The organism is Parahaliea mediterranea, from assembly GCF_003402235.1.
GTDB classification, from domain to species: Bacteria; Pseudomonadota; Gammaproteobacteria; order Pseudomonadales; family Halieaceae; genus Parahaliea; species Parahaliea mediterranea.
Genome location: NZ_QEWO01000003.1, coordinates 458,503 through 479,102, shown reverse-complemented (window position 1 = coordinate 479,102; position 20,600 = coordinate 458,503). Strand labels below are relative to the sequence as shown.

Here is a 20,600-nt window from a genome sequence, read left to right as displayed (position 1 = left end):
TTTGCCCTACAGCCGCCGGTAGGCCAGTGCTTCCGCCAGGTGGGGCTGGGCCACCTTGTCGCACCCTTGCATGTCGGCCAGGGTGCGGGCCACCCGCAGCAGGCGGTGTACGGCGCGCATGGACAGGTGCAGGTTGTCGGCGGCGGTGGTCAGCAACTGTTCCCCTTGCCGATCCAGTTGGCAGGCATCCATCAGGGCCTGGCTGTGTAGGGCGTCGTTGGTGCAGCCCTGTCGCTCGCGCTGGCGTTGCTGACAGGCGCTGACGCGCTCGCGCACCACGCTGGAGGGCTCTCCCCGCACACCGCCCTTTAGCAGGTCACCGGCGCTGATGCGCTGCACTTCCAGTTGCAGGTCGATGCGATCCAGCAGGGGGCCGGAGATGCGCTGGCGGTAGCGCTGTACCTGGTCGGGGGTGCAGCGGCAGTGGTGATCCCGGTCACCCAGGTAGCCGCAGGGGCAGGGGTTCATGGCGGCCACCAGCTGGAAGCGCGCGGGGTAGGTAAGCCGGTGGCGGGCCCGGGACAGGGTGATTTCGCCGCTTTCCAGCGGCTCGCGCAGGGTTTCCAGCACCTGGCGGTTGAATTCGGGCAATTCATCCAGAAACAGCACGCCACCGTGGGCAAGGGAGATTTCCCCCGGCATGGGGCGGCCGCCACCACCCACCAGGGCGGCGGCACTGGCGCTGTGGTGGGGCTGGCGGAAAGGCCGCCGGTAGCACAGTGTGGCGGCGTCCCCGCTCAGATCCTGCAGGGCGGCGTGAGTGATGGCCTGGGCGCCATCCATGGGCGGCAGAATGCCGGGCAGGCGGCTGGCCAGCAGGGTTTTACCCGTGCCGGGCGGGCCGCTCAGCAACAGATGGTGGCCGCCACTGGCGGCGACTTCCAGTACCCGGCAGGCCAGGGGTTGGCCGATGACATCCGCCAGGTCTGGGTGATTGCTGCTCTCTGTGGCCGGGGTGAGCCCCTGGCAGGGGGTGAGTGTAGCGCGGCCCGCCAGGTGGGCGCAGAGGGTGAGCAGGTCGTCGGCGACAATCACCTCACTGTGCGGAACCGCGGCTGCCGCGGGGCCGCAGGTGGGTGCGGTCACCAGGCTGCGCCCCGCTTTGGTGCAGCACTGGGTGGCGGTGATCACTGCTGGTGAGCCGCGCAAGCGCCCGTCCAGGGCCAGTTCGCTCAAAAATTCATACTGCGGGAGTTTGTCCGCTGGCAGCTGCCCCGATGCGGCAAGGATGCCCAGGGCAATGGCCAGATCAAAGCGGCCGCCCTCCTTGGGCAGGTCCGCCGGGGCGAGGTTGACGGTGATGCGCCGGTCGGGAAACTGGAAGTGGGAGTTCAGCAGGGCGCTGCGCACGCGGTCCTTGCTCTCGCGCACAGCGGTGGCCGGCAAACCGACGATATGAAAAGCGGGCAGGCCATTGGCGAGGTGGGTTTCCACCTGCACCAGCGGCGCATCCATGCCGGCAGACGCCCGGCTGTACACCACCGACAGTTCCATTGCTCTTCCCTGAGCCGGCACGGCCACGCCGCGCCATGTGCTGTGCTTTTGGCCCTACTGAGGGCCTTTTTCCAGTGTTTCCACGTCCCGGGTGAGGGCTTCCAGTTCCGCCTCCAGGGCGGCGAGGCGAGCGCGGGTGCGCTGCAGCACGGCGGCCTGGGCGTCGAATTCTTCCCGGCTCACCACATCCAGGCGCTTCATGGCGGCCTGGGCCAGGGTGCGCACGCCGCGGTCCACGTCGTCCTTCAGCCCGCTGGAGCCCACTAGGTCATTCACTTGCTGGATGACATCGCCGATGGGGGGCGGTTTGAGCGCCATGTGCTGTACCTGTGCTTTGCCGTGGGGTTGGCGGGAGTCTAGTGGAAAACGCTCCCGGGGCACAGGTCATTTGGGTGCACCGTTTGCGAGCGGCGCACCATTAGTGTGCGCAATGCCGGTGCTGTCGCGCAGGCCGCTATCGGTAATTGCCTGTGTTTTGCCGATATCCGCTTGTTTTGTAAGAAAAAAATACATTCTGGCACATGCCGTGCAATTTCCGCAGCGCAGGTTTGACAACGTCTCCGAAGCCGCACGCAGCAAGTTACCCCGTAAACAAAGGCGGCCAGGGGATTCATTACAAGGAGAACGAACGATGCTCAACAAAAAACTGCTCACCGCAACGACGGCCGCTGTGCTTCTGACCGGTGCCGCCGGCGCGATGGCCGAGGTAGAAATCAGCGGTAACGTCGCGCTGACCAGCGATTACCGCTTCCGCGGTATTTCCCAGTCCAACGACGACATTGCCGTACAGGGCGGCTTCGATCTGTCCTTTGGCCCCGGCTTTTATGTGGGCACCTGGGGTTCCACCGTGGACTTCCTGACCGCCGAAGGGGAGGGCGTGGACGGCTCGCTGGAGCTGGACTACTACGCGGGCTGGAGCATGGAGACCGAAAGCGGTGTGGGCGTTGATGTGGGTTATCTGTACTACGACTACCCCGGTGACGATGGCCTGGAAGGGGATTACCAGGAAATCTACGGCAGCGTGTCGTTCTGGGATGTGACGCTGGGGGCGGCCTACTCGGATGACTACTACGCCGAGACCGGCGAGTTCTACTACTACTACGCCGACTACAGCCTGGGCCTGGGTGACAACCTCTCCCTGGACCTGCACGTTGGCTACAACGACGTGGAAGACGGCGGTGGCTACCTGTCCACCGACAAGGACGGCTTTGTGGATTATTCCGTTGGCCTGACCGCCTCCTACTGGGCGGTGGACTGGACCCTGGCCTACATCGGCACCGACCTGGACGGCGATGAGTACTTTGATCTGGACGACCTGGTTGAGCCCGATCTGGTGTTCTCCATTTCCAAGAGCATGTAAGCAGGGGCGTGTAACGCAGCAACCGGCGCCCGCGCGGGCGCCCACCTAACACCGGGAGAGTTCCATGAAATTAATCACGGCTATCGTAAAGCCATTCAAACTGGACGACGTGCGCGAGGCACTGTCCGAGATCGGGGTGCAGGGCATCACGGTCACCGAGGTCAAGGGCTTCGGGCGCCAGAAGGGCCACACAGAGCTCTACAGGGGTGCGGAATATGTGGTCGATTTCCTGCCCAAAGTAAAAATCGAGGTTGCAGTGGCTGACGGCGTGGTCGACCAGACCATCGACGCCATCACCAAGGCGGCGAACACCGGCAAGATCGGCGACGGCAAGGTCTTTGTGTCCGATCTGGAACAGGTGATTCGTATTCGTACCGGCGAGACCGGCGAAGACGCCATCTAATAAAGCGCCCAGGATCACACAGAGAGACTTTTATCCCATGGAAAACAATATTTACGAATTGCAGTACGCAATGGACACCTTTTATTTCCTGGTGTGCGGCGCGCTGGTGATGTGGATGGCGGCGGGCTTCGCCATGCTTGAGGCGGGCCTGGTGCGCGCCAAGAACACCACCGAAATCCTGACCAAGAACGTGGCCCTGTTCTCAGTGGCCTGCACCATGTACCTGATCTGCGGTTACCACTTCATGTACGACGGTGGCTTCTTCCTGTCCGGTGTAACCACCGTGGCGCAAATGGACGACGCGGCCGTTGCCCAAGTGCTGGCGGATTCTGCCGAGGCGGGCTTTGGTGGCGATTCGGTGTACTCCGGTGCCTCTGACTTCTTCTTCCAGGTGGTGTTTGTTGCCACCGCCATGTCCATCGTGTCCGGTGCCGTGGCCGAGCGCATGAAACTGTGGGCTTTCATGGCCTTCGCCGTGGTGATGACCGGCTTCATCTACCCCATCGAGGGTGGCTGGACCTGGGGCGGCAAAGAAGTGCCTTTCATCGGCGCTCTCAGCTACAGCGACTACGCCGGCTCCGGCATTGTTCACCTGGCGGGTGCCGCCGCGGCGCTGGCAGGTGTGCTGCTGCTGGGTGCGCGTAAAGGCAAGTACCGCGCCGACGGCAGTGTCAACGCCATTCCCGGCGCCAACATGCCGCTGGCCACGCTGGGTACCTTCATCCTGTGGATGGGCTGGTTCGGCTTTAACGGCGGCTCCACCCTCAAGCTGGGCGGTATCGCGGTGGCCAACGAAGTCGCCAACGTGTTCCTGAATACCAACGCCGCCGCTGCCGGTGGTTTGATTGCCGCCCTGCTGCTGGCGCGCATCATGTTCGGCAAGGCCGACCTCACCATGGCCCTGAACGGCGCCCTGGCGGGCCTGGTGGCCATCACCGCCGAGCCGGCCGACCCCTCGCCCCTGCTGGCCACCATCATCGGCGCCATCGGCGGTGTGATTGTGGTGTTCAGTATCGTGATGCTGGACAAGCTGAAAATCGACGACCCGGTCGGTGCCATCTCCGTCCACGGTGTGGTCGGCCTGTGGGGTATCTTCGCCGTGCTGCTGTCCGACGCCGACGCGACCTTCATGGGTCAGCTGGTGGGCGCGCTGGTGATCTTCGCCTGGGTCTTCGTCACCAGCCTGATCGTCTGGTACGTCATCAAACTCATCATCGGCCTGCGCGTCAGTGAAGAGGAAGAGTACGAAGGTGTGGACCTGTCCGAGTGTGGCCTTGAGGCCTACCCGGAGTTTGTCTCCGCCAAATAAGCTTGCGGGCGCATTTTCGGATGCGTGTTTGGGGGCCCTCTGGGCCCCCTTTTTTGTGCGCCAGGCATGGCGCGTAGCGCCGTGACTAGCGCTGTTCCGGTACACGTGGTGGTGGACGGATGACTTGGCGGTGCAAGTCCGCTATCGGCCCGGTAAGGGGAACGATGGTCCTCGCTGACCAGCCTGTTCGATATCGCCATGGTGTTTTCCGTGGCTCTGATGGTCACCATGGTGAACTACCTGAGCATCGGCGAACTGCTGTTCCCGGAAGAATTCACCATCGTGACAAGCCGGGGATAGGACAATATGGAAATTGTCGCGAAACAGGGCAAGGAAATCCGCCGCTACCGGGCCGAAGGACGCCTTGCCGGCCAGGGTAATGGCAAGAAAATCGGCACGGCCTACCAGTTGGAATCGGGGGAGATCGTCTACCTGCCGGACGAATGACAGTCGCCCTTTGGCTTCAGTAAGTTAACTGCTGGGCTAGGGCACTGCGGTAAATACGAATGCCCGGTACTAGGGCGATGGCCATCGCGCCCGCAACGATGGCCAGCAGATAGGGCGGGGCGGTGCGGGTGATGGCGGCGCTTTCGATGAACAGACTGATCTGTGCCGCCAGCCCGTCGGCGGACAGGGTCGTGCACAGGGACAGCAAGGCCAGTGCCAGCAGCGAGCCACCCACGGTGATGATCAGGGCTTCGGCCTCGATCAGGGCGAGCAGGAACCACGGCGATGCGCCAATGGCGCGCAGCACGGCGACTTCCCGTTGACGCTCGCGCAGTGATGCCAACAGCATGGCCGCGAGCCCCAGTAGCGAAGCGAGCAGCACCAGGGCGGAGGTCAGCCGCAGGGCATTTTCCATGATGGCCGTCATCTGCCAGAGCTCCGCCAGGGTGACGCCGGGAAGAATGGCCAGTAGCGGCTCAGCGCGGTAGGTGTTGATCTGGCGCTGCAAGCGGAAGGTATTCAGCTTTGATGTCAGTCCCACCATAAAAGCGGTGATGCTCTCAGGGGTTAGTTCCTGCCGGGTGTTCTCGTTCAGACGGTGAGAAGCGCCTGGGAGCTTGACGCCATCGCGCCAGCCGATATGCATGGCTTCGATACCTTGCAGGCTGACATGCAGTGTCTGGTCCACTGGCGTGCCGGTGGGTGCCAGAATGCCGGTGACCTGAAAGGGGGTATCGGCGTGCTGGCTGAAGCTGGTGCTGCCGAGACCGTGGGCCAGTACCAGTTTGTCCTTTAGTTGGTAGCCGAGAGAGTGCGCCACCTCACTGCCAAGCACCACGTCGAATCGGTCAGAGAACGGCGCTCCCTTGGCAAGTTGCAGGGGCCTGTCCTGCCCGTAGTGAAAATGGGTGAAATAGTCGCCAGTGGTGCCCATCACCCGATAGCCCCTGTGGGAGTCGCCCAGGGATATCGGAATAGTCCAGGCGACACCCGGGTCGTCGGCGATCTCCCGGTAGCTTTGCCAGTTGATATTGTTGGTGGCGTTGCCCAGGCGAAACACCGAGTAGAGCAGGAGGTTGATGTCGCCGGTGCGGGCGCCGACGATCAGGTCGATGCCGGATACCGTATTGCCAAAGCTGGCCCTGGCTTGATGGCGAATCTGCTCAACGCCCAGCAGTACAAAGACGCTGACCGTGACGGCCAGCAGGGTGAGCACGGCGGAGCCGCGACGATTCCAGAGGCTCGCTAACGTTAGGCGGAAGAACATCAGTGTCTCCCGCCGGCGTGATTGAGGTCCGCCAGCGCTTCAACCCGGGAAAAACGTTTTGCCAGGTTGAGGTCGTGACTCACAAAAATCAGTGCTGTGTGATTGTGCGCGACCTGTTCCAGTAGCAGTGACAGAAAGGCGTCGCGGTTTGTCCTGTCCAGTGCCGAAGTCGGTTCGTCCGCCAGCAGCAGTTCCGGGCGGTTGATCAGTGCTCTGGCGATCGCCACCCGTTGCTGTTGCCCGATACTGAGTTGGGCAGCCGGCCGCTGAAACAGTACGGTTTGAATGCCCAGCGACCCGAGCAATTGTTGTGCGCGTGCGGTGGCATCCGCCTTACCGCCGAAGTGCGATGCCAGGCGAATGTTGTCGATGGGGCTGAGGTAGGGGATCAGGTTGAACTGCTGGAACACAACGCCGATATGGCGTGCGCGCCATTTGTCCCTTTGCCTCGCACTCAGTGTACTGATTCGCTTGCCGAGGATGTCGATCGTCCCGGTGTCGGGGAGCAGCATGCCGGCGAGCAGGTTCAGCAGGGTGGATTTGCCGGTGCCTGAGTGGCCATGCAGGAAGATCTGTTCACCGCCGGCAAGCGACCAGCGCGGGATGTCAAGCAATGGCTCATCGGTACCAGCGTAGTGGAAGCGGAGGTTGTTGATGGAGGCGATCAAGGTTTACTCCTGACGACGCTGAGTGGTAGCAATCTATTATGATATAACATATCATTTTTGTGTCGCCTTGCGTCAAGTGCATGCGTTCCCCGGAGGGTACTTTGCTTGTTTCTGTTTTAAGCCCTTGCATCCGCGCAGCCTGCGCTATGGTCGTGGCAACGCTGATTTTCCTTACTCCCCTGCCATTGCCAGCCGAGGAAGGCGGCGCGCAGCCCATTGACAAAGCGTTTCGCACCATCGAATGGATCGACCTGATACCGCAGGACGATCTCGATGCGTTGCTCAATCCACCGGAATCGCTGGGTGACATTGTTGACGGTTCCGTTGAGGACCAGATAGCCAGCCAGATGCAACTGGCCATGGATCAGGCCAGTGACAGTCGCTACCAGCAGGCGCTGGTATCGGCGAGAGTGGTTCCTGAGTTTGACGGCCAGGCCATACGGTTGCCGGGATTTATCGTCCCGCTGGAATTTGGCCAAGATCAGCGGGGGATCACTAAGTTCTTTCTGGTTCCCTACTTTGGCGCCTGTATTCATATGCCGCCACCACCGCCGAACCAGATTGTCTATGCCGAATACGACAGGGGTATCGTCCTGGATTCGCTGTATCAGCCGTACTGGTTGCTAGGGGTGCTGAGCACCTCGTTGGTCGAGAATGACACCGCGATCGCGGCATACAGCATTCGTGTAGAGCAAATCGAAGTCTATATAGAAGAGTAGGGAGGGTTGCTTTCATTAAAAGATATAATATATCATTTCATTTAAATGTAGGGCTTGCCTGCAAAGTATGACAATGGAAAAGACCCTTGCTTCCTCGTTCTTCACGCTTTCCTGAATCTTCCTGGTAGACCCATGAGCACTTTGACCCATCTCGCCGCTCTTGCGACGTCGATAGCCCTGGCGATGGCCTGGATGCCCGCCCAATCCCAGACTGTTGACGCCATCGCAGGCCCGCCTATGGGGCCCGAAGAGGTTGTGGTGGTCGGCGTCAGGCAGGCCTACCGCGGTAATTTCGCGCTGACCGAGATACCCCAGTCCATTGACGTGATCGAAGCCGGTACGCTGGAACAAAACGGCATTATCCGCCTCAATGATGCACTTGACCTGGACGCATCGGTCGCCCGGCAGAATACGCTCGGTGGCTTGTGGGATTCCTTTGCCATTCGCGGTTTCGCCGGTGACGAGAACATACCGACCGGCTATCTCGTCAACGGTTTCAACGGCGGGCGCGGTTTCGGTGGGGAGCGCGACGTCGCCGGTATCGAGCGAGTCGAGGTGTTGAAAGGTCCGTCGGCAGCGCTGCTGGGCCGCGGCGAGCCTGGTGGAACGATCAACCTGGTTACCAAGCAGGGGCGGCTGGGCGAGACCTTCGGTACAGTCGGCGTGCAGGGTGGTAGTTTTGACCGGCAGCGCGGCGACGCCGACCTCAACCTCGCCTTCACCGATTTCCTGACCGCGCGGCTGATTGGCTATATCGAGGAGGCTGAGAGCTTCCGCGATATAATCGAGGAGTACCGCTGGGGTTTTCTACCGTCCATCGGCCTGGCCGTGGGGGAGCGTACCCGTCTGACTTATGGCCTGGAAAAGACCCGGGTCGAGGTGCCCTTTGACCGCGGTATCGTCGTATTGAACGATGATTTCGATACGGTTCCGCGCGAGCGCTTTCTCGGCGAGCCCGGCGACGGCGATCATGTGGCCGAGGCGGAAGGCCACCAATTGCGCCTGCAGCATGATTTCAACGAGCAGTGGAGCCTGCTGCTGGGCGCCAGTGTTCGCGACACGCTGCTGACCGGCTTCTCGTCGGATCCGGAACTGGCAACGTCGCGCCAGCCGATTTTTATCGATGGCGAGTCGCTGTCGCGGCAGCGCCGCTCGCGGCTCTACGATTCAAAGCAGTCGGTGTACCGGGGCGAGCTGAGTGGAGAGTTCCACACCGCAGCGGTGCGGCATCGACTCCTCGTTGGCGCTGATCACGATGAGTTTGAAAACTATCAGGACTTCCGTCGCGTACGCCCATCCTCCGTGGCCAGTCATCCCAGCGAGGAAGAAGCCTACGTTATTGATATCTTCGATCCGGAGTACGGCCGCTTCTCCCTGCCGACGCCGCTGCCCAACAATGACCGTCTGGACGTACAGGAGTCGATGGGTGTCTTCATCCAGGACCAGATCGAGCTGACCGAGCGCCTGCAGATACGCCTCGGGGCGCGTTATGACGATTTCACCCTGCGCACAGAGAACTATCTCACCGATATCGTCAGCGAGCGCGACGATGACCGTATCAGCCCGCAGGCCGGCATCGTGTTTGATCTGAACGATGCTCTTACCCTCTATGCCGCCTACAGCGAGGGCTTCCGCGCCAATATCGGAACCGATGTAAGTGGTGTGATTTTCGACCCCGAGGACAGCGAATCCATCGAGGCGGGCGCGAAGTTTGCATTCGTCGATGGCAATCTGAGCGGCACATTTACCGTGTTTCAGTTGGAGAAGGGCAATGTCCTCGCCAGCGATATCAACAATCCCGGTTTTTCCGTCACTATCGGCAAGGCGCGCAGCCAGGGCCTGGAGTTTGACCTCAATGGTCAGCTTCCCGGCGGTATCGAGGTGCTGCTGAGTTACGCTTACGTTGATGCGCAGTCCCGTTCGAGTGTCCTCGACCCAAATTTTTCTTTTGTGATCGAGCCCGGCGATCCACTGATCAACATCCCAGATCACCAGTTGAATGCGCAGGCCCTAAAGCGCTTCCGGCTGTGGCAGCGGGAGATAATGGCCGGTGCCGGCGTTCAGTATGTTGGAGAGCGGCTGGGTGCAACGGGCACCGATTTTACCCTGCCGGACCACACCCTGGTCCGCATCTTTGGCGAGGTAAAGCTGACGGATCACATTACGATGAACGGCAGTATTACCAACCTGTTCGACGAGGACTGGTACGCCAACAGTTATTCCCAGCTATGGGTGCAGCCGGGAGCGCCGCGCACCACCACTATTGGTATCAAGGTAGGATTCTGACAATGTCTGACAAACAGCAACACAGCGCACCAGGGCCGGCGATTGCGATTGAGAACCTGCAGCACCGTTATGAAGAGAAGGCGGTACTGCACGGCCTGAACCTGGATGTTCACAGCGGGGAGATCTACGCGCTGCTCGGGGGCAATGGGGCGGGCAAGTCCACTACACTCGCCGCGTTGCTGGGATTTATTGCTCCCAGTGCAGGCTCGGTGCGCGTATGTGGCATCGATCCCGTCACAGAACCGCGCAGGGCGCGAGCCCAACTCGCCTATGTGCCCGAGAACGTCTCCCTGTACGAGCACCTTACGGCGCGGGAAAACATCAGCTATTTCCTGGCGCTGGCCGACGCCGGGCAGGGCACCGACCGGCGCACTGACCAGAGCACCGACCGGATCGAGCCCGCCCTGCAGGCGGTAGGCCTGGCCGCGGACGCCTGGGACAAGCCGCTAGCTGGCTTTTCTAAGGGCATGCGCCAGAAGACGGCCATTGCCCTGGCATTGGCACGCGATGTCCCGGTATTGCTGCTGGACGAACCGACATCGGGCCTTGATCCGCGTGCAGTGCTGGAATTCAACCAGTTGCTGGATACTGCAAGGGAGCGAAAGGTTGCGGTGTTGATGGTGACCCACGATCTGGTCAGCGCCGTGGATATTGCGGATCGCATCGGCTTTCTGGCGGAAGGGCGCATCGAAGAAGAGCAGCAGGCGAGTGCACAGAGCGTACGCTTTGATCTCAACGCCCTGCACGACCGTTATACCCACCCGGGTGCTGCGGCATGACAGGGGCCACATTGATTGCCCGCGAGGAATGGCGGGCCCTGCTGCGCAACCGGGCGGGCCTGGTGGCAACCGCGCTGCTGGTTCTTCTGGTGTTGGTGGCTAGCTTTACCAGCCTGGAGCGGCATAGCAGTATCGAGGCTGATCGCGCGCACTACCAGGCGACGGTTGACCACGCCTTTGATCAACAGCCCGACCGGCACCCGCACCGTATGGTGCACTACGGCCAGTTTGTTTTCCGGCCGATTGCACCGCTGGCCTTCTTCGATTCCGGTGTGGACAGCTTCACCGGCAATATCATTTTCCTGGAGGGACACCGCCAGAACAGCGCCAACTTTGCTGAGGCCCGCCAGTCCTCGCTGCTGCTGCGCTTCGGCCAGTTGACTCCGGCCTTCGTGCTGCAGACGCTGGCACCGCTGTTACTTATCTTTCTCGGCTTTGCCAGTGTGGCGCGAGAGCGGGAGCGCGGGACCTTGCGATTGATGCTGGCGCACGGGATCAACGGCCGTGAGCTGCTGCTTGGCAAGCTTCTGGGCCACGCTGCTATCGCCCTTGCCGTGGGCTTGCCAGCCTTTATTGTCCTGCTCGGCTTTGCCCTGGCTGGCGCCGCAGCGTGGCCGGAGACATTGCTGATGCTCGGTGGCTATAGCGCCTGGCTGTTGTTGTGGGTGTTGCTGAGCGTTTCGGCCTCGGCCCTGGTGCAGCGCCCGCGGGACGCGCTGGCTGTGCTGGTGGGGTTGTGGATGGTGGTGGTCATCCTGCTGCCGCGCGTGTTGCCGGAAGTGGCGGCGGCGCGCATCAGCCTGGATACCAAGATTGAAACTGAGATTGTCCTGCATCGCGAACTGGCGGCGATCGGCGATAGCCACGACCCGGAGGATCCCTACTTCAATGAGTTCCGGGAGAAAGTGCTGGCTGAGTACGGGGTCGAGTCAATTGAGGAGCTTCCCGTCCAGTACGCCGGGCTCGTCGGCATCGAGGGTGAGCGTTTGACCAGTGCGATCTATGCGGAGGCCGCCAGCCGCAGCGCAGCGCGGGAGTCGGCCCAGAATCGATTTGTCCATGCCTTTTCCGCACTCAGCCCGCTGCTGGCGATTCGCCAATTATCGATGACACTGGCGGGCAGCGATGCCGGCGCGCACAGCGACTTCCTGCAACAGGCGGAGGACTTTCGCTACCGCTTCGTGCAGCAATTGAATCGCATGCAGGCCGAGCTGTTGCCCGGTATCAGCGGCGAAGACCCACGGATCTCGGCGACCTACTGGCAGGACATTCCACGCTTCGACTATCAGGCGTTGGATCCCCTGCGGCGCCAGGAAGACATTCTGTGGCCATTTGTTGTGTTGGTGGGCTGGATCGGCGGGCTCCTGACCATTGCGGCGTTTGCCGCGCAACGTTTAGAGAGGATTGCCAAATGACCCCAGTCCATGCAGAAGCCCTGTTGCTGCTGAAATCCGGGCGTAACCTGGTCGCGCTGTTGTTGTTAGTGGCGCTGTCGGTGGCGGCCGTCTGGTCGGGAAGCGTGCAGGTGAGTGGCCAGCAAGAGGTGATTGAACGGGTCGCACAGGCACAGGAGGAGGATCTCGCCGCGGTCGAGCAGGCTCAGGCGGGCCCTCGGGGCGATCCAGGCTATGCGGGCTACTATGCCTTCATGCTCACCCAGGATCCGCCGCCCGCGCTGGCCTTTGCCGCGATGGGTCTGCGCGACCTGCAGCCCTATGTACTAAGGGTTCGTGCGCTTGGCCTGCAGCAGCAGCTCTATGACGCAGAAATCTATAACCCAGAACTTGCCCTGCCCGGGGTTTTCGACTGGGCCTTTGTACTTGTTTACCTGACGCCGCTGGTGATCATTGCGCTCGCCCATGACCTCGTGACAGGGGAGCGCGAAGCGGGCCGACTGCGGCTGTTGCTGTCCCTGCCGGGCGGTGGGGTGTGGCGTCGCCGGGTAATTCTGCGCTACCTGCTGGTGGTGATTGCCCTCGGCCTGCCACTGATTGTGGGTGCCTGTTTGGCGGCGGCACCGATGACGGGCACGGCTGCAATGCTGCTGACCGCTGCCTTGTACTGTGCCTTCTGGTTTGGCCTGGCGCTGCTGCTAGGCAGCCTGTTGCGCGCATCGACCACCGCCGCTGCGGCTATGACCGGTTGCTGGATTGTGTTGACGCTCATCCTGCCGACTCTGGGTAATGCGGTGATTGCTCGTGCCATTCCAGCGGGCAAAGGCATCGATCTGACGCTGGCGCAGCGTGAGGCGGTTCACGCCGGCTGGGATATCCCCAAAAGCGAGACCTTCGAGCGCTTTTTCTCCAGCCATCCCCAGTGGCGCGAGAAGGGGCAGTTTGAAGGTCGCTTCCACTGGAAGTGGTACTACGCCATGCACCAGGTCGGTGATGAGGCCGTTGCGGAAGACGTCGTCGCCTATCGCACCAGCCTCATCGCCCGCGAGGATTGGACTCGCCGCCTTGGCTATGTTCTGCCGGGGGTGGGTGCCATGACTATAGTTCACCGCCTCGCCGATACCGATCAGCTGGGGCAGTTTGCCTACCAGGACAGTATTGCTGGCTTCCACGAAAAACTGCGGCACTTCTACTATCCTTACCTGTTCAACGACCGCCCCTTTACGCGGGCTGATTTCAACCAGATCCCACGCTACGCCCCGCGCGTACAGAGCGATTCCCTGGCAGTTGTATCACTGCTAATGCTGATGCTTGTGGCTGCACTGCTGGCGTATCTTGGCGCGCGAGGCATTGCCCGCGTGTCGGGTGTGCAGTAGGTCGTATACTCGATAAGGCGCTATGTTGCAGCGTTTACCCGTTTCCCTTGCGGTTCTTGCTCGGATATTCGTGAGCCAGAGCCGGGCCGAGGGGAGAGCAGTGGGTAATGCCCAGTCCAGAAAGGCGTCTCCAGGGTTTCCAGGGCGCAGGGGAGTTCGGGGGTTTCGAACAAGGTGGTTAAAACTGCTTGCCCGTGCCCCGATATCCAGAAATCCGGTGATGACACTGGAGGGGACGGCCTTCAATTTGGACATTGCCGTTATCCTGGAACAATGCCTTTGCTTGTGCATGGCATCTCGCTATTCGTTGCGGGTGTCACAATCATCACACTGTGAACGTCTGCACAGCGTGTGGTTTCGTAGGTGACTGATCGCAATCAATAAAGCGCCTGTCAGAGAGGCGATCTTCTCGCCATCGTCTCCCAGCAGGTCATGACCAAAAAGCACCGCCAGGGTGAGCAAGGCGAGCCCCGCTAGGGCCGGTATCAGCACCCCAAAATTCCGGTGGCGCCGGCATCCCATGGTCAAGGCGAAGGCGCTGGTGGGGATGACAACCAGTAGCATCCATTGATGAAAACGTTCGTCGCCGAAGGCTGTGCCAGCAAGGGCGGGCAGCATGACCACCGCAAGGGGGAGCAGCAGGCAGTGGATGGCGCAGGCCAGGGACAGGCCGATGGCCGCCCTGTCGATGTTCATTGAAAGGGGTATCACTTTGTCTCCATGTCATGGCTGCCAGGCGGTTAGCGGGCGCAGTCCTGGCAGAGGCAGTGCAACTCCAGCTGCGGGCTTCTGAGGACGTAGCCCGCTTCCTCTACGTTGCGTTTCAGGGTGTTGATCAGGGTCTTTTTGATCCCGATCTCTTTGACGTTGCTGCATTCGTCGCAGATCAGGAACTGGGGAACCTCATGAGCGTGGTCGCAGGTGATATGGGAACAGGCGACGTACTTGTTGGCGAGGTGGAGCTTGTGCACCAGGTTTTCGCCCGCGAGAAAGTCGAGGATGCGATACACGGTGGTCGGGGGCAGGGACTCGTCGAACTCCTTCTGCATGTAGTCAATCAGCTCGTAGGCCGACTGGGCCTTTTCCGAGCGCAGTAGCCCGGTGAGGATGCGTTTGCGTTTCTCGGTCAGCTTGGCGCCGCTGGCGCGACAGCTTTCCTCGGCATGGTCCAGGATGGTGGTGATTCTGCTCATGTTCGGTTACCTGAAGACAAGGTGGACCTGGCTATTATCCAGTGTTGCCATGTCCTGTCGACCATTCACGATCCACTGCGCTTGCACGGACTGAATGCCCGGGAAGTGGCTGTGCAGCCGGACAGACACGGACTCCAGGTCCTTCGGCTGTTCGCAGAAGTACTGATAACTTGCGCGGATATCGCTGTGCGTCCGGACCTGATGATCCTGTTTGCGATGCTTGCCATCGTTCTGCTCGCCATCTTGGTCGGCCTGATGCGCGCCGCTACTGGCGACCAGGCTGCCAAAATCCACCTCGTGCGCGGCCAGCCGGCATTCTCCCCGGCCAATCTGAAAGAGCTTGCCGGCATCCTGCAGTATCTCCCTGGCGTTGTTCATTGCCACCTGCCGCTCCGGGCTGTCGGCGGCGCCCTCAAAACCAACCATATTCACCGCGGGGGATAGCAGTTCTATGTGCAGTTGTTCCCCTTCGAGTGCCACCAGCAGCTCTGCTATGCCATGCACATGGGCATGGTGCCTATTGTCACTGGTGGCATCCCTGGGTTCAGCGTGGTTCCCTTGATGCCCGTCAGGCATCGCGCTACCGGAGATCGGTGCAATGGCGAATGCCAGAGGGACGAGAATGGCGAGGGTATGCATGGGAAGTTTGTCCTAGAGCACATCAGGCGTCAGAGGAGGCGCTGCTGTCCGTTCTCGACGGCGGGGGAGCGGTCCTCAAGCAGGCGCCGGGATTCCGCTGTCACGGCTGGGCAGGCTCTGCCAGTATTCACACCCCGCCAGCAGCTCATCATCGTTCAGCAGGCAATCGTCCAGAGCCAGCACAACCTGGTTCCTGTCCAGGTTCTGGCCGATGAATACCAGTTCCTGGCGCATGTCAGTTGCACCTCGTTCTGCACGGCGCTGGCGTCGATATTGATTTCGCTGATATCGTTAACGATTACCGCCACCCGCCGGCCTTCCCGGTTGTTCAACACGTGGCTCAGTACCGTGGTTTTGCCGGCGCCGAGGAAGCCGGACAGGACGGTGACAGCCAGTTTTCCGGGTGCATCCATCCTCTTACGCTGGTTGTCTGTATTGGGCTCGGGGTGCTGGTGGGTCACTTCGATCGCCTTGCATAAAAATGATATAACATATCATAAAATGCCAAATCCGATTCCGGCAAGGGCCAAAACCCGAAAATGAGAAAGGAAAATGAGAAAGAAAAATGAATTGCAGGCGGCGCCAGTGCGGGCCGGGAGCTAGGAAAGCCGTGATCTTTGCAGCGACAGGAGCCTGCTGGCGATCCAGCCGCGTTTCTTGGTTTCGGTCCGCCGCAAGATTAGCAGCGGTTGGGTCTGGACACGCTGAAGCACGATTTCGCCTTTAGTTCGGCGCTTACACGCTCCACCCTCTTTCAACCCTCGCGCAGCGAGCCTGGGAGCGCCTGCATCTTCCCTGGCCTCATCCGTTTGCTCGGGAGCGATACATCTGTCCCTTTTAAAAGTTTCGTAGCGAAAAGAGCGTTACGGCTGCTCAAGCGCCCGGCTCGGCGGAATGCCGCCAGATCTCGGTCACGGCTCTTTGCTTTCTGATCGGTTGGCCTGGCTGCTGTCAAACTGTCCATGCCGTCCGGCCCCCGCTGCAAACCTGCCAGCACCCTCAATGGCTTCGGTAAAGACGATCGGGTAGCCCCGGGCGCCTTCATTGCGAAGGGCAGCCTCCTGCGATGTGTCCCACTGTTCAATGGCTGATGCCCTGTCTGCGCGTAAGCAATGCTGTGGAAATGCGGCGATCTCGTGCGCCAGCGCAATGGCGCTGTCCAAAGCACTGCCATCGTCAACCACACGGTTGGCCAGGCCAAAGCTGAGGGCCTCGCTTGCGGTGACAGGCCGGCCGGTCAAAATCATGTCCATTGCCCTGCTGTGCCCAATCAATCGTGGAAGACGTACCGTGCCGCCATCAATCAGCGGCACACCCCAGCGCCGACAGAACACGCCGAAGGTTGACGATGCTTCCGCAACGCGCAAATCGCACATCAGCGCCAGTTCCAGGCCGCCGGCGACGGCGTAGCCGCTAATGGCGGCAATCACTGGCTTGCTGAACGCCATGCGGGTTGGCCCCATCGGGCCCGGCGCTGTCCCTTGTGGCTCAACATCGTTGCGGCGCGCGGGGTCCGACATGGCGCCAAGGTCCGCGCCGGCGCAGAAGTTGCCGCCCTTACCATGCAAGATTGCTACGTGCAGCCCTTCATCCTGCTCGAAGGTTTCAAAGGCCTCGCGTAGCGCGGTGGCGGTGGGCCGGTCAACGGCATTGCGCACTTCCGGGCGGTTGATGGAAACGATAAAAACCGCCCCGTCGCGGGCGGTGATGACGGCGGGTGAACTCATTCTGACGCAGACTCCTATCCTTTGCTGTGCAGGGTTGGCTGAAGTCGCTGGCCGGGACCGCAAAAGAGCCGGTTATGACATTCAGTGTGCCGAGCTGTTGCGTGGGCATTCCCCGAATGAAGTGGGAGCAAGGATGTTATACGGCCGGGACCTCAAGGGCCATGATACCGTTCGATGCAGGTAAGGATCTGGCCAATGGCCTGTCTGGGGGCAAAACAGATTGGGATTTTCCGATAAGTCTCATAACGCCTGTAAAAAATCTAAAGAATAAGCAGGAAAAATTGATAAAAAGTGCTTGTTAAATTTCCTTTTCAGTTGTTAGTCTAATAGTGCAAGTTAATATCGTGTCGTAACTTGTGTGCAGTCAACCTCATTCAGGAGTTAAAGCAATGGCAAGGGTGCTCAGTCAGTTAACAGAACCGTTCAGCAGTGGGGGCAACCCCTATCTGGAGTGGCATCATGCGCCCCTGCGGCAGGAGCTGGAAGCCACCGATCTTGAGGTGATAGGCGAAATACCCCGTGACTTTTCCGGTGTGTACTTCCGCAATGGCCCTAATGTGCGCCACAGTCCGATCGGGATGTATCACTACTTCGACGGTGACGGCATGATCCATGCCGTGTCGATAAAGGATGGCAAAGCCAGCTACCGAAACCGTTGGGTACGGACCGATGGTCTGGCCGATGAAGATGCAGCAGGGCAGGCGCTTTACCCTGGCCTGGCGGCTGATAGCCGGCGCGAATTGCCGCACTTGTCCGGCTCCGACGGGTTTCTGAAGGACTCATCCAACACAGACGTTGTGTTCTTTAACGGCCAGTTGGTATCCACCTTCTACCAATGCGGCGATGGCTACCTGCTGGACCCTGAAACGCTGGAAACCAGCGGCCGGCTGGATCTCGATCAGCTGGGCATCCGCTCGCTATCCGCACACAGTATGGTGGACGAGCGCACGGGAGAGCTGATCTTCTTCGACTACGCGGCCAAACCGCCCTATATGACCTACGGTGTGCTCAATGCCGATGGCAGCCTGCGTCACTTCACACCCATCGACCTGCCCGGGGCGCGGCTGCCACATACCCTGGCCATCACCCAGCAATACACCATCCTGATGGATTTGCCCCTGTTCTGGGACCCGGAACTGCTGCGCAAGGATATCCACAAGGTCACCTACTACCCGGACATGCCGAGCCGGTTTGGCGTGATTGGCCGTTACGACGGTGGCGAAACCATTCGCTGGTTTGAGTGCGACCCCTGCTACATCTATCACATCGTCAATGCCTGGGAAGAGGGCGACGAGATTGTGATGGAAGGCTGCAAAACCAACACGCCCGAGCCGAAGGGTACCCTGCCCGGCGCTTTTGGCAACCTGCTGGCGTGGATGAAGATCGATCCGACTTACCACCGCTGGCGCTTTAACCTGCGCACCGGGCAGGCGCGGGAAGAGCCGGTGTTTGACGTTGCCTCCGAGTTTCCGATGATCAATGCGCGGTATTACGGCCAGAAGAGTGACATCAGCTATCACGTGAGCTTTGCCGATGCCGATGTCCAGTTGTTTGATGGCCTGGTGCGCTTCGATATGGCCAAGGGCTCGGTACAACAGTACAAGTTTGGGCCTGGCCGCTATGGCTCTGAAGCGCCCTTTGCGCCGCGCGACAACAGCTCCGGCGAGGACGACGGTTACGTGGTGACGCTGGTGAACGATACTGAGGCCGGGCGCGGGGAGTTCCAGATCTACGATGCCAGAGATATAGAGCAAGGTCCCCTGGCGCGGGTCATTATGCCCCAGCGCATTCCGGGGGGATTCCACAGTTGCTGGGCGCCGGGCGATTTGCTGGCTGAGTCGGTGGAGCGCTGGCGCTAAACACGGAAACAGGCGCCACCGGCATAATAAAAGCCAATAAAGGTATCAGCTACGTGCAAAGCAACATCAATCAGCATCATGCCTACATCCAGCTCAGCGGCCTGACCCGGGCGCGCATTCTCGAAGAAGACGAGGAATGCCGGCCGGGTGTCGCCTGTGACTTGGCGTACGAGGTAGAGCGCATTGCCAAAGGTAATGTTTGCTACCGCTACACACCGCGCGCGGCGCACGTTGACCATCAGGGCACTGTGCATAGGGGCATACTGGCTTCGCTGCTTGATACGGCGATCGGATCAGCGATCACCACAACGCTGAGTCCGGGTAGCAGCTACACCATGATGGATCTGTCGATCAAGTTCATCGATTCACTGTTGCCGGATGACCAGGCTGTGCTGGTGGGCGCGCGAATAGAGCACAGCGGCCGTCGCACTTGCATGGCGGAAGGCTGGCTGCGCAATGATGAGGGCCGCCTAATAGCAAAAGGTACGGCCACAGCGCTGATCTTAAAGGCGCGTGGAGCGACGGATGGTCATTGATCCTGGGGTCCGAATCGCTGCGCGCCAATGTCAGGGATTACACCGATACATTCAAGGGAGTGATAAGAGGCAATGGCAATGAAGCAACTACTTACAGGTTTCGCACTCAGTGCGTCTATTCTGGGCGGCGCGGTATCGAATGATGCAGCTGCTCTGAATATCGTGCTCACCAACGACGATGGTTGGAGTGCGCAGGGCATACAGGCGATGAAATCCGCTTTGGTAGGAGCGGGGCACAGTGTCGTGCTGTCCGGGTCGTTGACCCAGCAAAGTGCATCCAGCGCGGCGATCAACCTGTCATCGCTGGAGATTGTTAAGCAGAACTCCATGGACGGGGCGTTGGAGTACTCGGTGGCCCTGAGTGATGGTATTACAGGCGCTGAACCGGTCACCGCCGGGGCGGTGGGCATTTCCATTGCCGAAACCGTGTTGGGCGGCGCTGCGCCGGACCTGTTGATATCCGGCATCAACGCTGGCCAGAACACCGGCGCCATTGCTCTGCTCTCAGGGACGGTCGGCGCAGCTAACAGCGCCCTGTCGACGGTTATTGGCAATCACCAGCTGCCGGCGATTGCCATCAGCACCGATGAACGCTGCGACGACCACACGCCCGAATGCGAGGCGCTCAACCAGCGGCAGTTCGACACTGTTGCGCAGTGGCTGGTGGACTTTATTGCTACGCTGGAATCGGTATCCCGTAGCGGCGAGCTGATGCCGCAGGGTGTTGGCCTCAACATCAACTACCCGCCGGCTGATCAGATCTATGGCGCCCGGATTGCGCGCCAGGGACAGGTCGGCATCTTGCGTGGTGTCCCTAGCTCGGTGGTCTATGGCTGCAGAGAAGAATGTGTCGACGTTGACGATGGTACCGCTGTTGCCGGCGGTGTTCTCGACTATGCGCCAGTCAGCCTGCAGGAAGCGCGCGATGCCGATACCACCCTTACCGGGTTGAACTATGTAGCGATCGTGCCGATAGATGGTGATTTCTCGCTGAACAAAAAGCCGCGGAAAGGCTCGCGAAAATTCCTGTCCAAGCTGCGGCGGACACTGCGAATGATGGGTTACTGAGGGGCGGGTCGTATACCACCGCTCCATTGATGGGCGCGTTGTCTGGTAATTCCCGGGCTTGTACTGCATGCTAGGT

At 60.5% G+C, this 20,600-nt stretch carries 21 protein-coding genes and 2 pseudogenes; 12 read left to right on the top strand and 11 right to left on the bottom strand.

Annotated elements, in window-relative coordinates; all coding sequences use genetic code 11:
• Positions 1-6 precede the first annotated feature (6 nt).
• The 3 genes from DDZ17_RS11630 to DDZ17_RS22420 form a co-directional block, all read right to left on the bottom strand.
• Positions 7-1,494, bottom strand: a complete 1,488-nt coding sequence (locus DDZ17_RS11630; RefSeq protein WP_116366992.1) for a YifB family Mg chelatase-like AAA ATPase — start codon at positions 1,492-1,494, stop codon at positions 7-9.
• Between the two features lie 54 nt (positions 1,495-1,548).
• A complete protein-coding gene (locus DDZ17_RS11625; protein ID WP_116367269.1) occupies positions 1,549-1,812 on the bottom strand; it encodes an accessory factor UbiK family protein in 264 nt (87 codons plus the stop codon).
• Positions 1,813-1,878: 66 nt separating this feature from the next.
• Positions 1,879-2,133: a hypothetical protein gene (locus DDZ17_RS22420; protein WP_157976596.1), complete on the bottom strand. Its 255-nt coding sequence runs from the start codon at positions 2,131-2,133 to the stop codon at positions 1,879-1,881.
• Between DDZ17_RS22420 and DDZ17_RS22415 the strand changes: the two genes are divergently transcribed.
• From DDZ17_RS22415 to DDZ17_RS22815, 4 genes and pseudogenes are all read left to right on the top strand, one after another.
• Positions 2,126-2,854: a TorF family putative porin gene (locus tag DDZ17_RS22415; RefSeq protein WP_157976595.1), complete on the top strand. Its 729-nt coding sequence runs from the start codon at positions 2,126-2,128 to the stop codon at positions 2,852-2,854. The two genes, DDZ17_RS22420 and DDZ17_RS22415, sit on opposite strands and share 8 nt — an antisense overlap.
• Positions 2,855-2,918: 64 nt before the next feature.
• Positions 2,919-3,257 (top strand): P-II family nitrogen regulator, encoded by a 339-nt coding sequence (glnK, locus tag DDZ17_RS11615; RefSeq protein WP_116366988.1) that lies wholly within the window; start codon positions 2,919-2,921, stop codon positions 3,255-3,257.
• Between the two features lie 37 nt (positions 3,258-3,294).
• Positions 3,295-4,566: an ammonium transporter gene (locus DDZ17_RS11610; protein WP_116366986.1), complete on the top strand. Its 1,272-nt coding sequence runs from the start codon at positions 3,295-3,297 to the stop codon at positions 4,564-4,566.
• Positions 4,567-4,740: 174 nt separating this feature from the next.
• Positions 4,741-5,013, top strand: a pseudogene (locus tag DDZ17_RS22815) (DUF2149 domain-containing protein).
• A 16-nt stretch (positions 5,014-5,029) separates the two neighbouring features.
• Here the strand turns inward: DDZ17_RS22815 and DDZ17_RS11600 are convergent.
• Both DDZ17_RS11600 and DDZ17_RS11595 read right to left on the bottom strand, forming a co-directional pair.
• Entirely contained in the window at positions 5,030-6,280 is a 1,251-nt protein-coding gene (locus tag DDZ17_RS11600) for an ABC transporter permease (protein ID WP_116366984.1), read from the bottom strand.
• Complete coding sequence (locus tag DDZ17_RS11595; protein WP_116366982.1) at positions 6,280-6,948, bottom strand: ABC transporter ATP-binding protein; 669 nt, start codon at positions 6,946-6,948, stop codon at positions 6,280-6,282. The genes DDZ17_RS11600 and DDZ17_RS11595 overlap by 1 nt, the downstream gene beginning before the upstream one ends.
• Before the next feature lie 101 nt (positions 6,949-7,049).
• On the opposite strand from DDZ17_RS11595, the gene DDZ17_RS11590 reads away from it, so the two are divergent.
• The 5 genes from DDZ17_RS11590 (at position 7,050) to DDZ17_RS11570 (ending at position 13,502) form a co-directional block, all read left to right on the top strand.
• Positions 7,050-7,667: a DUF3299 domain-containing protein gene (locus tag DDZ17_RS11590; RefSeq protein WP_241505862.1), complete on the top strand. Its 618-nt coding sequence runs from the start codon at positions 7,050-7,052 to the stop codon at positions 7,665-7,667.
• 132 nt (positions 7,668-7,799) lie between these two features.
• Positions 7,800-9,953, top strand: a complete 2,154-nt coding sequence (locus DDZ17_RS11585) for a TonB-dependent siderophore receptor (protein ID WP_116366978.1) — start codon at positions 7,800-7,802, stop codon at positions 9,951-9,953.
• 2 nt (positions 9,954-9,955) lie between these two features.
• Positions 9,956-10,732: an ABC transporter ATP-binding protein gene (locus DDZ17_RS11580; RefSeq protein WP_116366975.1), complete on the top strand. Its 777-nt coding sequence runs from the start codon at positions 9,956-9,958 to the stop codon at positions 10,730-10,732.
• Positions 10,729-12,147 (top strand): ABC transporter permease, encoded by a 1,419-nt coding sequence (locus tag DDZ17_RS11575; RefSeq protein WP_116366973.1) that lies wholly within the window; start codon positions 10,729-10,731, stop codon positions 12,145-12,147. The genes DDZ17_RS11580 and DDZ17_RS11575 overlap by 4 nt, the downstream gene beginning before the upstream one ends.
• A complete protein-coding gene (locus tag DDZ17_RS11570; RefSeq protein WP_116366971.1) occupies positions 12,144-13,502 on the top strand; it encodes an ABC transporter permease in 1,359 nt (452 codons plus the stop codon). Before DDZ17_RS11575 ends, DDZ17_RS11570 begins: the two co-directional genes overlap by 4 nt.
• A gap of 300 nt (positions 13,503-13,802) precedes the next feature.
• Here DDZ17_RS11570 and DDZ17_RS11565 read toward each other — a convergent pair whose 3' ends face one another.
• The 6 genes and pseudogenes from DDZ17_RS11565 to DDZ17_RS11540 form a co-directional block, all read right to left on the bottom strand.
• Positions 13,803-14,198, bottom strand: a complete 396-nt coding sequence (locus tag DDZ17_RS11565; protein WP_116366969.1) for a MerC domain-containing protein — start codon at positions 14,196-14,198, stop codon at positions 13,803-13,805.
• Positions 14,199-14,242: 44 nt separating this feature from the next.
• A complete protein-coding gene (locus DDZ17_RS11560) occupies positions 14,243-14,695 on the bottom strand; it encodes a Fur family transcriptional regulator (RefSeq protein WP_116366967.1) in 453 nt (150 codons plus the stop codon).
• Between the two features lie 6 nt (positions 14,696-14,701).
• Positions 14,702-15,334 carry a ZrgA family zinc uptake protein gene (locus DDZ17_RS11555; RefSeq protein ID WP_116366965.1) on the bottom strand — a complete coding sequence of 211 codons (633 nt, stop codon included), beginning with the start codon at positions 15,332-15,334 and terminating at the stop codon, positions 14,702-14,704.
• 75 nt (positions 15,335-15,409) lie between these two features.
• Positions 15,410-15,568, bottom strand: a complete 159-nt coding sequence (locus DDZ17_RS22810; RefSeq protein WP_116366963.1) for a GTP-binding protein — start codon at positions 15,566-15,568, stop codon at positions 15,410-15,412.
• A gap of 2 nt (positions 15,569-15,570) precedes the next feature.
• A pseudogene (locus DDZ17_RS22805) lies at positions 15,571-15,747 on the bottom strand (GTP-binding protein); the annotation flags it as partial.
• A gap of 498 nt (positions 15,748-16,245) precedes the next feature.
• Entirely contained in the window at positions 16,246-17,061 is an 816-nt protein-coding gene (locus DDZ17_RS11540) for a crotonase/enoyl-CoA hydratase family protein (RefSeq protein ID WP_116366961.1), read from the bottom strand.
• A 389-nt stretch (positions 17,062-17,450) separates the two neighbouring features.
• On the opposite strand from DDZ17_RS11540, the gene DDZ17_RS11535 reads away from it, so the two are divergent.
• The 3 genes from DDZ17_RS11535 (at position 17,451) to DDZ17_RS11525 (ending at position 20,524) form a co-directional block, all read left to right on the top strand.
• The gene (locus tag DDZ17_RS11535) at positions 17,451-18,920 is read left to right on the top strand and encodes a carotenoid oxygenase family protein (RefSeq protein WP_116366959.1); all 1,470 of its coding nucleotides are present in this window, start codon (positions 17,451-17,453) and stop codon (positions 18,918-18,920) included.
• A 53-nt stretch (positions 18,921-18,973) separates the two neighbouring features.
• Positions 18,974-19,456: a PaaI family thioesterase gene (locus tag DDZ17_RS11530; RefSeq protein WP_157976594.1), complete on the top strand. Its 483-nt coding sequence runs from the start codon at positions 18,974-18,976 to the stop codon at positions 19,454-19,456.
• A 78-nt stretch (positions 19,457-19,534) separates the two neighbouring features.
• On the top strand, positions 19,535-20,524 hold the full coding sequence (locus tag DDZ17_RS11525) for a 5'/3'-nucleotidase SurE (RefSeq protein ID WP_157976593.1): 990 nt from the start codon (positions 19,535-19,537) through the stop codon (positions 20,522-20,524).
• Positions 20,525-20,600: the final 76 nt, after the last annotated feature.

Coding starts and splice junctions, on each gene's coding strand:
- DDZ17_RS11535 (WP_116366959.1), top strand. CDS start 17,451: ATGGCAAGGGTGCTCAGTCAGTTAACAGAACCGTTCAGCAGTGGGGGC.
- glnK (WP_116366988.1), top strand. CDS start 2,919: ATGAAATTAATCACGGCTATCGTAAAGCCATTCAAACTGGACGACGTG.
- DDZ17_RS11610 (WP_116366986.1), top strand. CDS start 3,295: ATGGAAAACAATATTTACGAATTGCAGTACGCAATGGACACCTTTTAT.
- DDZ17_RS11625 (WP_116367269.1), bottom strand. CDS start 1,812: ATGGCGCTCAAACCGCCCCCCATCGGCGATGTCATCCAGCAAGTGAAT.
- DDZ17_RS11540 (WP_116366961.1), bottom strand. CDS start 17,061: ATGAGTTCACCCGCCGTCATCACCGCCCGCGACGGGGCGGTTTTTATC.
- DDZ17_RS11560 (WP_116366967.1), bottom strand. CDS start 14,695: ATGAGCAGAATCACCACCATCCTGGACCATGCCGAGGAAAGCTGTCGC.
- DDZ17_RS11630 (WP_116366992.1), bottom strand. CDS start 1,494: ATGGAACTGTCGGTGGTGTACAGCCGGGCGTCTGCCGGCATGGATGCG.
- DDZ17_RS11565 (WP_116366969.1), bottom strand. CDS start 14,198: ATGAACATCGACAGGGCGGCCATCGGCCTGTCCCTGGCCTGCGCCATC.
- DDZ17_RS11575 (WP_116366973.1), top strand. CDS start 10,729: ATGACAGGGGCCACATTGATTGCCCGCGAGGAATGGCGGGCCCTGCTG.
- DDZ17_RS11555 (WP_116366965.1), bottom strand. CDS start 15,334: ATGCATACCCTCGCCATTCTCGTCCCTCTGGCATTCGCCATTGCACCG.
- DDZ17_RS11585 (WP_116366978.1), top strand. CDS start 7,800: ATGAGCACTTTGACCCATCTCGCCGCTCTTGCGACGTCGATAGCCCTG.
- DDZ17_RS22810 (WP_116366963.1), bottom strand. CDS start 15,568: ATGCGCCAGGAACTGGTATTCATCGGCCAGAACCTGGACAGGAACCAG.
- DDZ17_RS22415 (WP_157976595.1), top strand. CDS start 2,126: ATGCTCAACAAAAAACTGCTCACCGCAACGACGGCCGCTGTGCTTCTG.
- DDZ17_RS11600 (WP_116366984.1), bottom strand. CDS start 6,280: ATGTTCTTCCGCCTAACGTTAGCGAGCCTCTGGAATCGTCGCGGCTCC.
- DDZ17_RS11580 (WP_116366975.1), top strand. CDS start 9,956: ATGTCTGACAAACAGCAACACAGCGCACCAGGGCCGGCGATTGCGATT.
- DDZ17_RS11525 (WP_157976593.1), top strand. CDS start 19,535: ATGAAGCAACTACTTACAGGTTTCGCACTCAGTGCGTCTATTCTGGGC.
- DDZ17_RS11570 (WP_116366971.1), top strand. CDS start 12,144: ATGACCCCAGTCCATGCAGAAGCCCTGTTGCTGCTGAAATCCGGGCGT.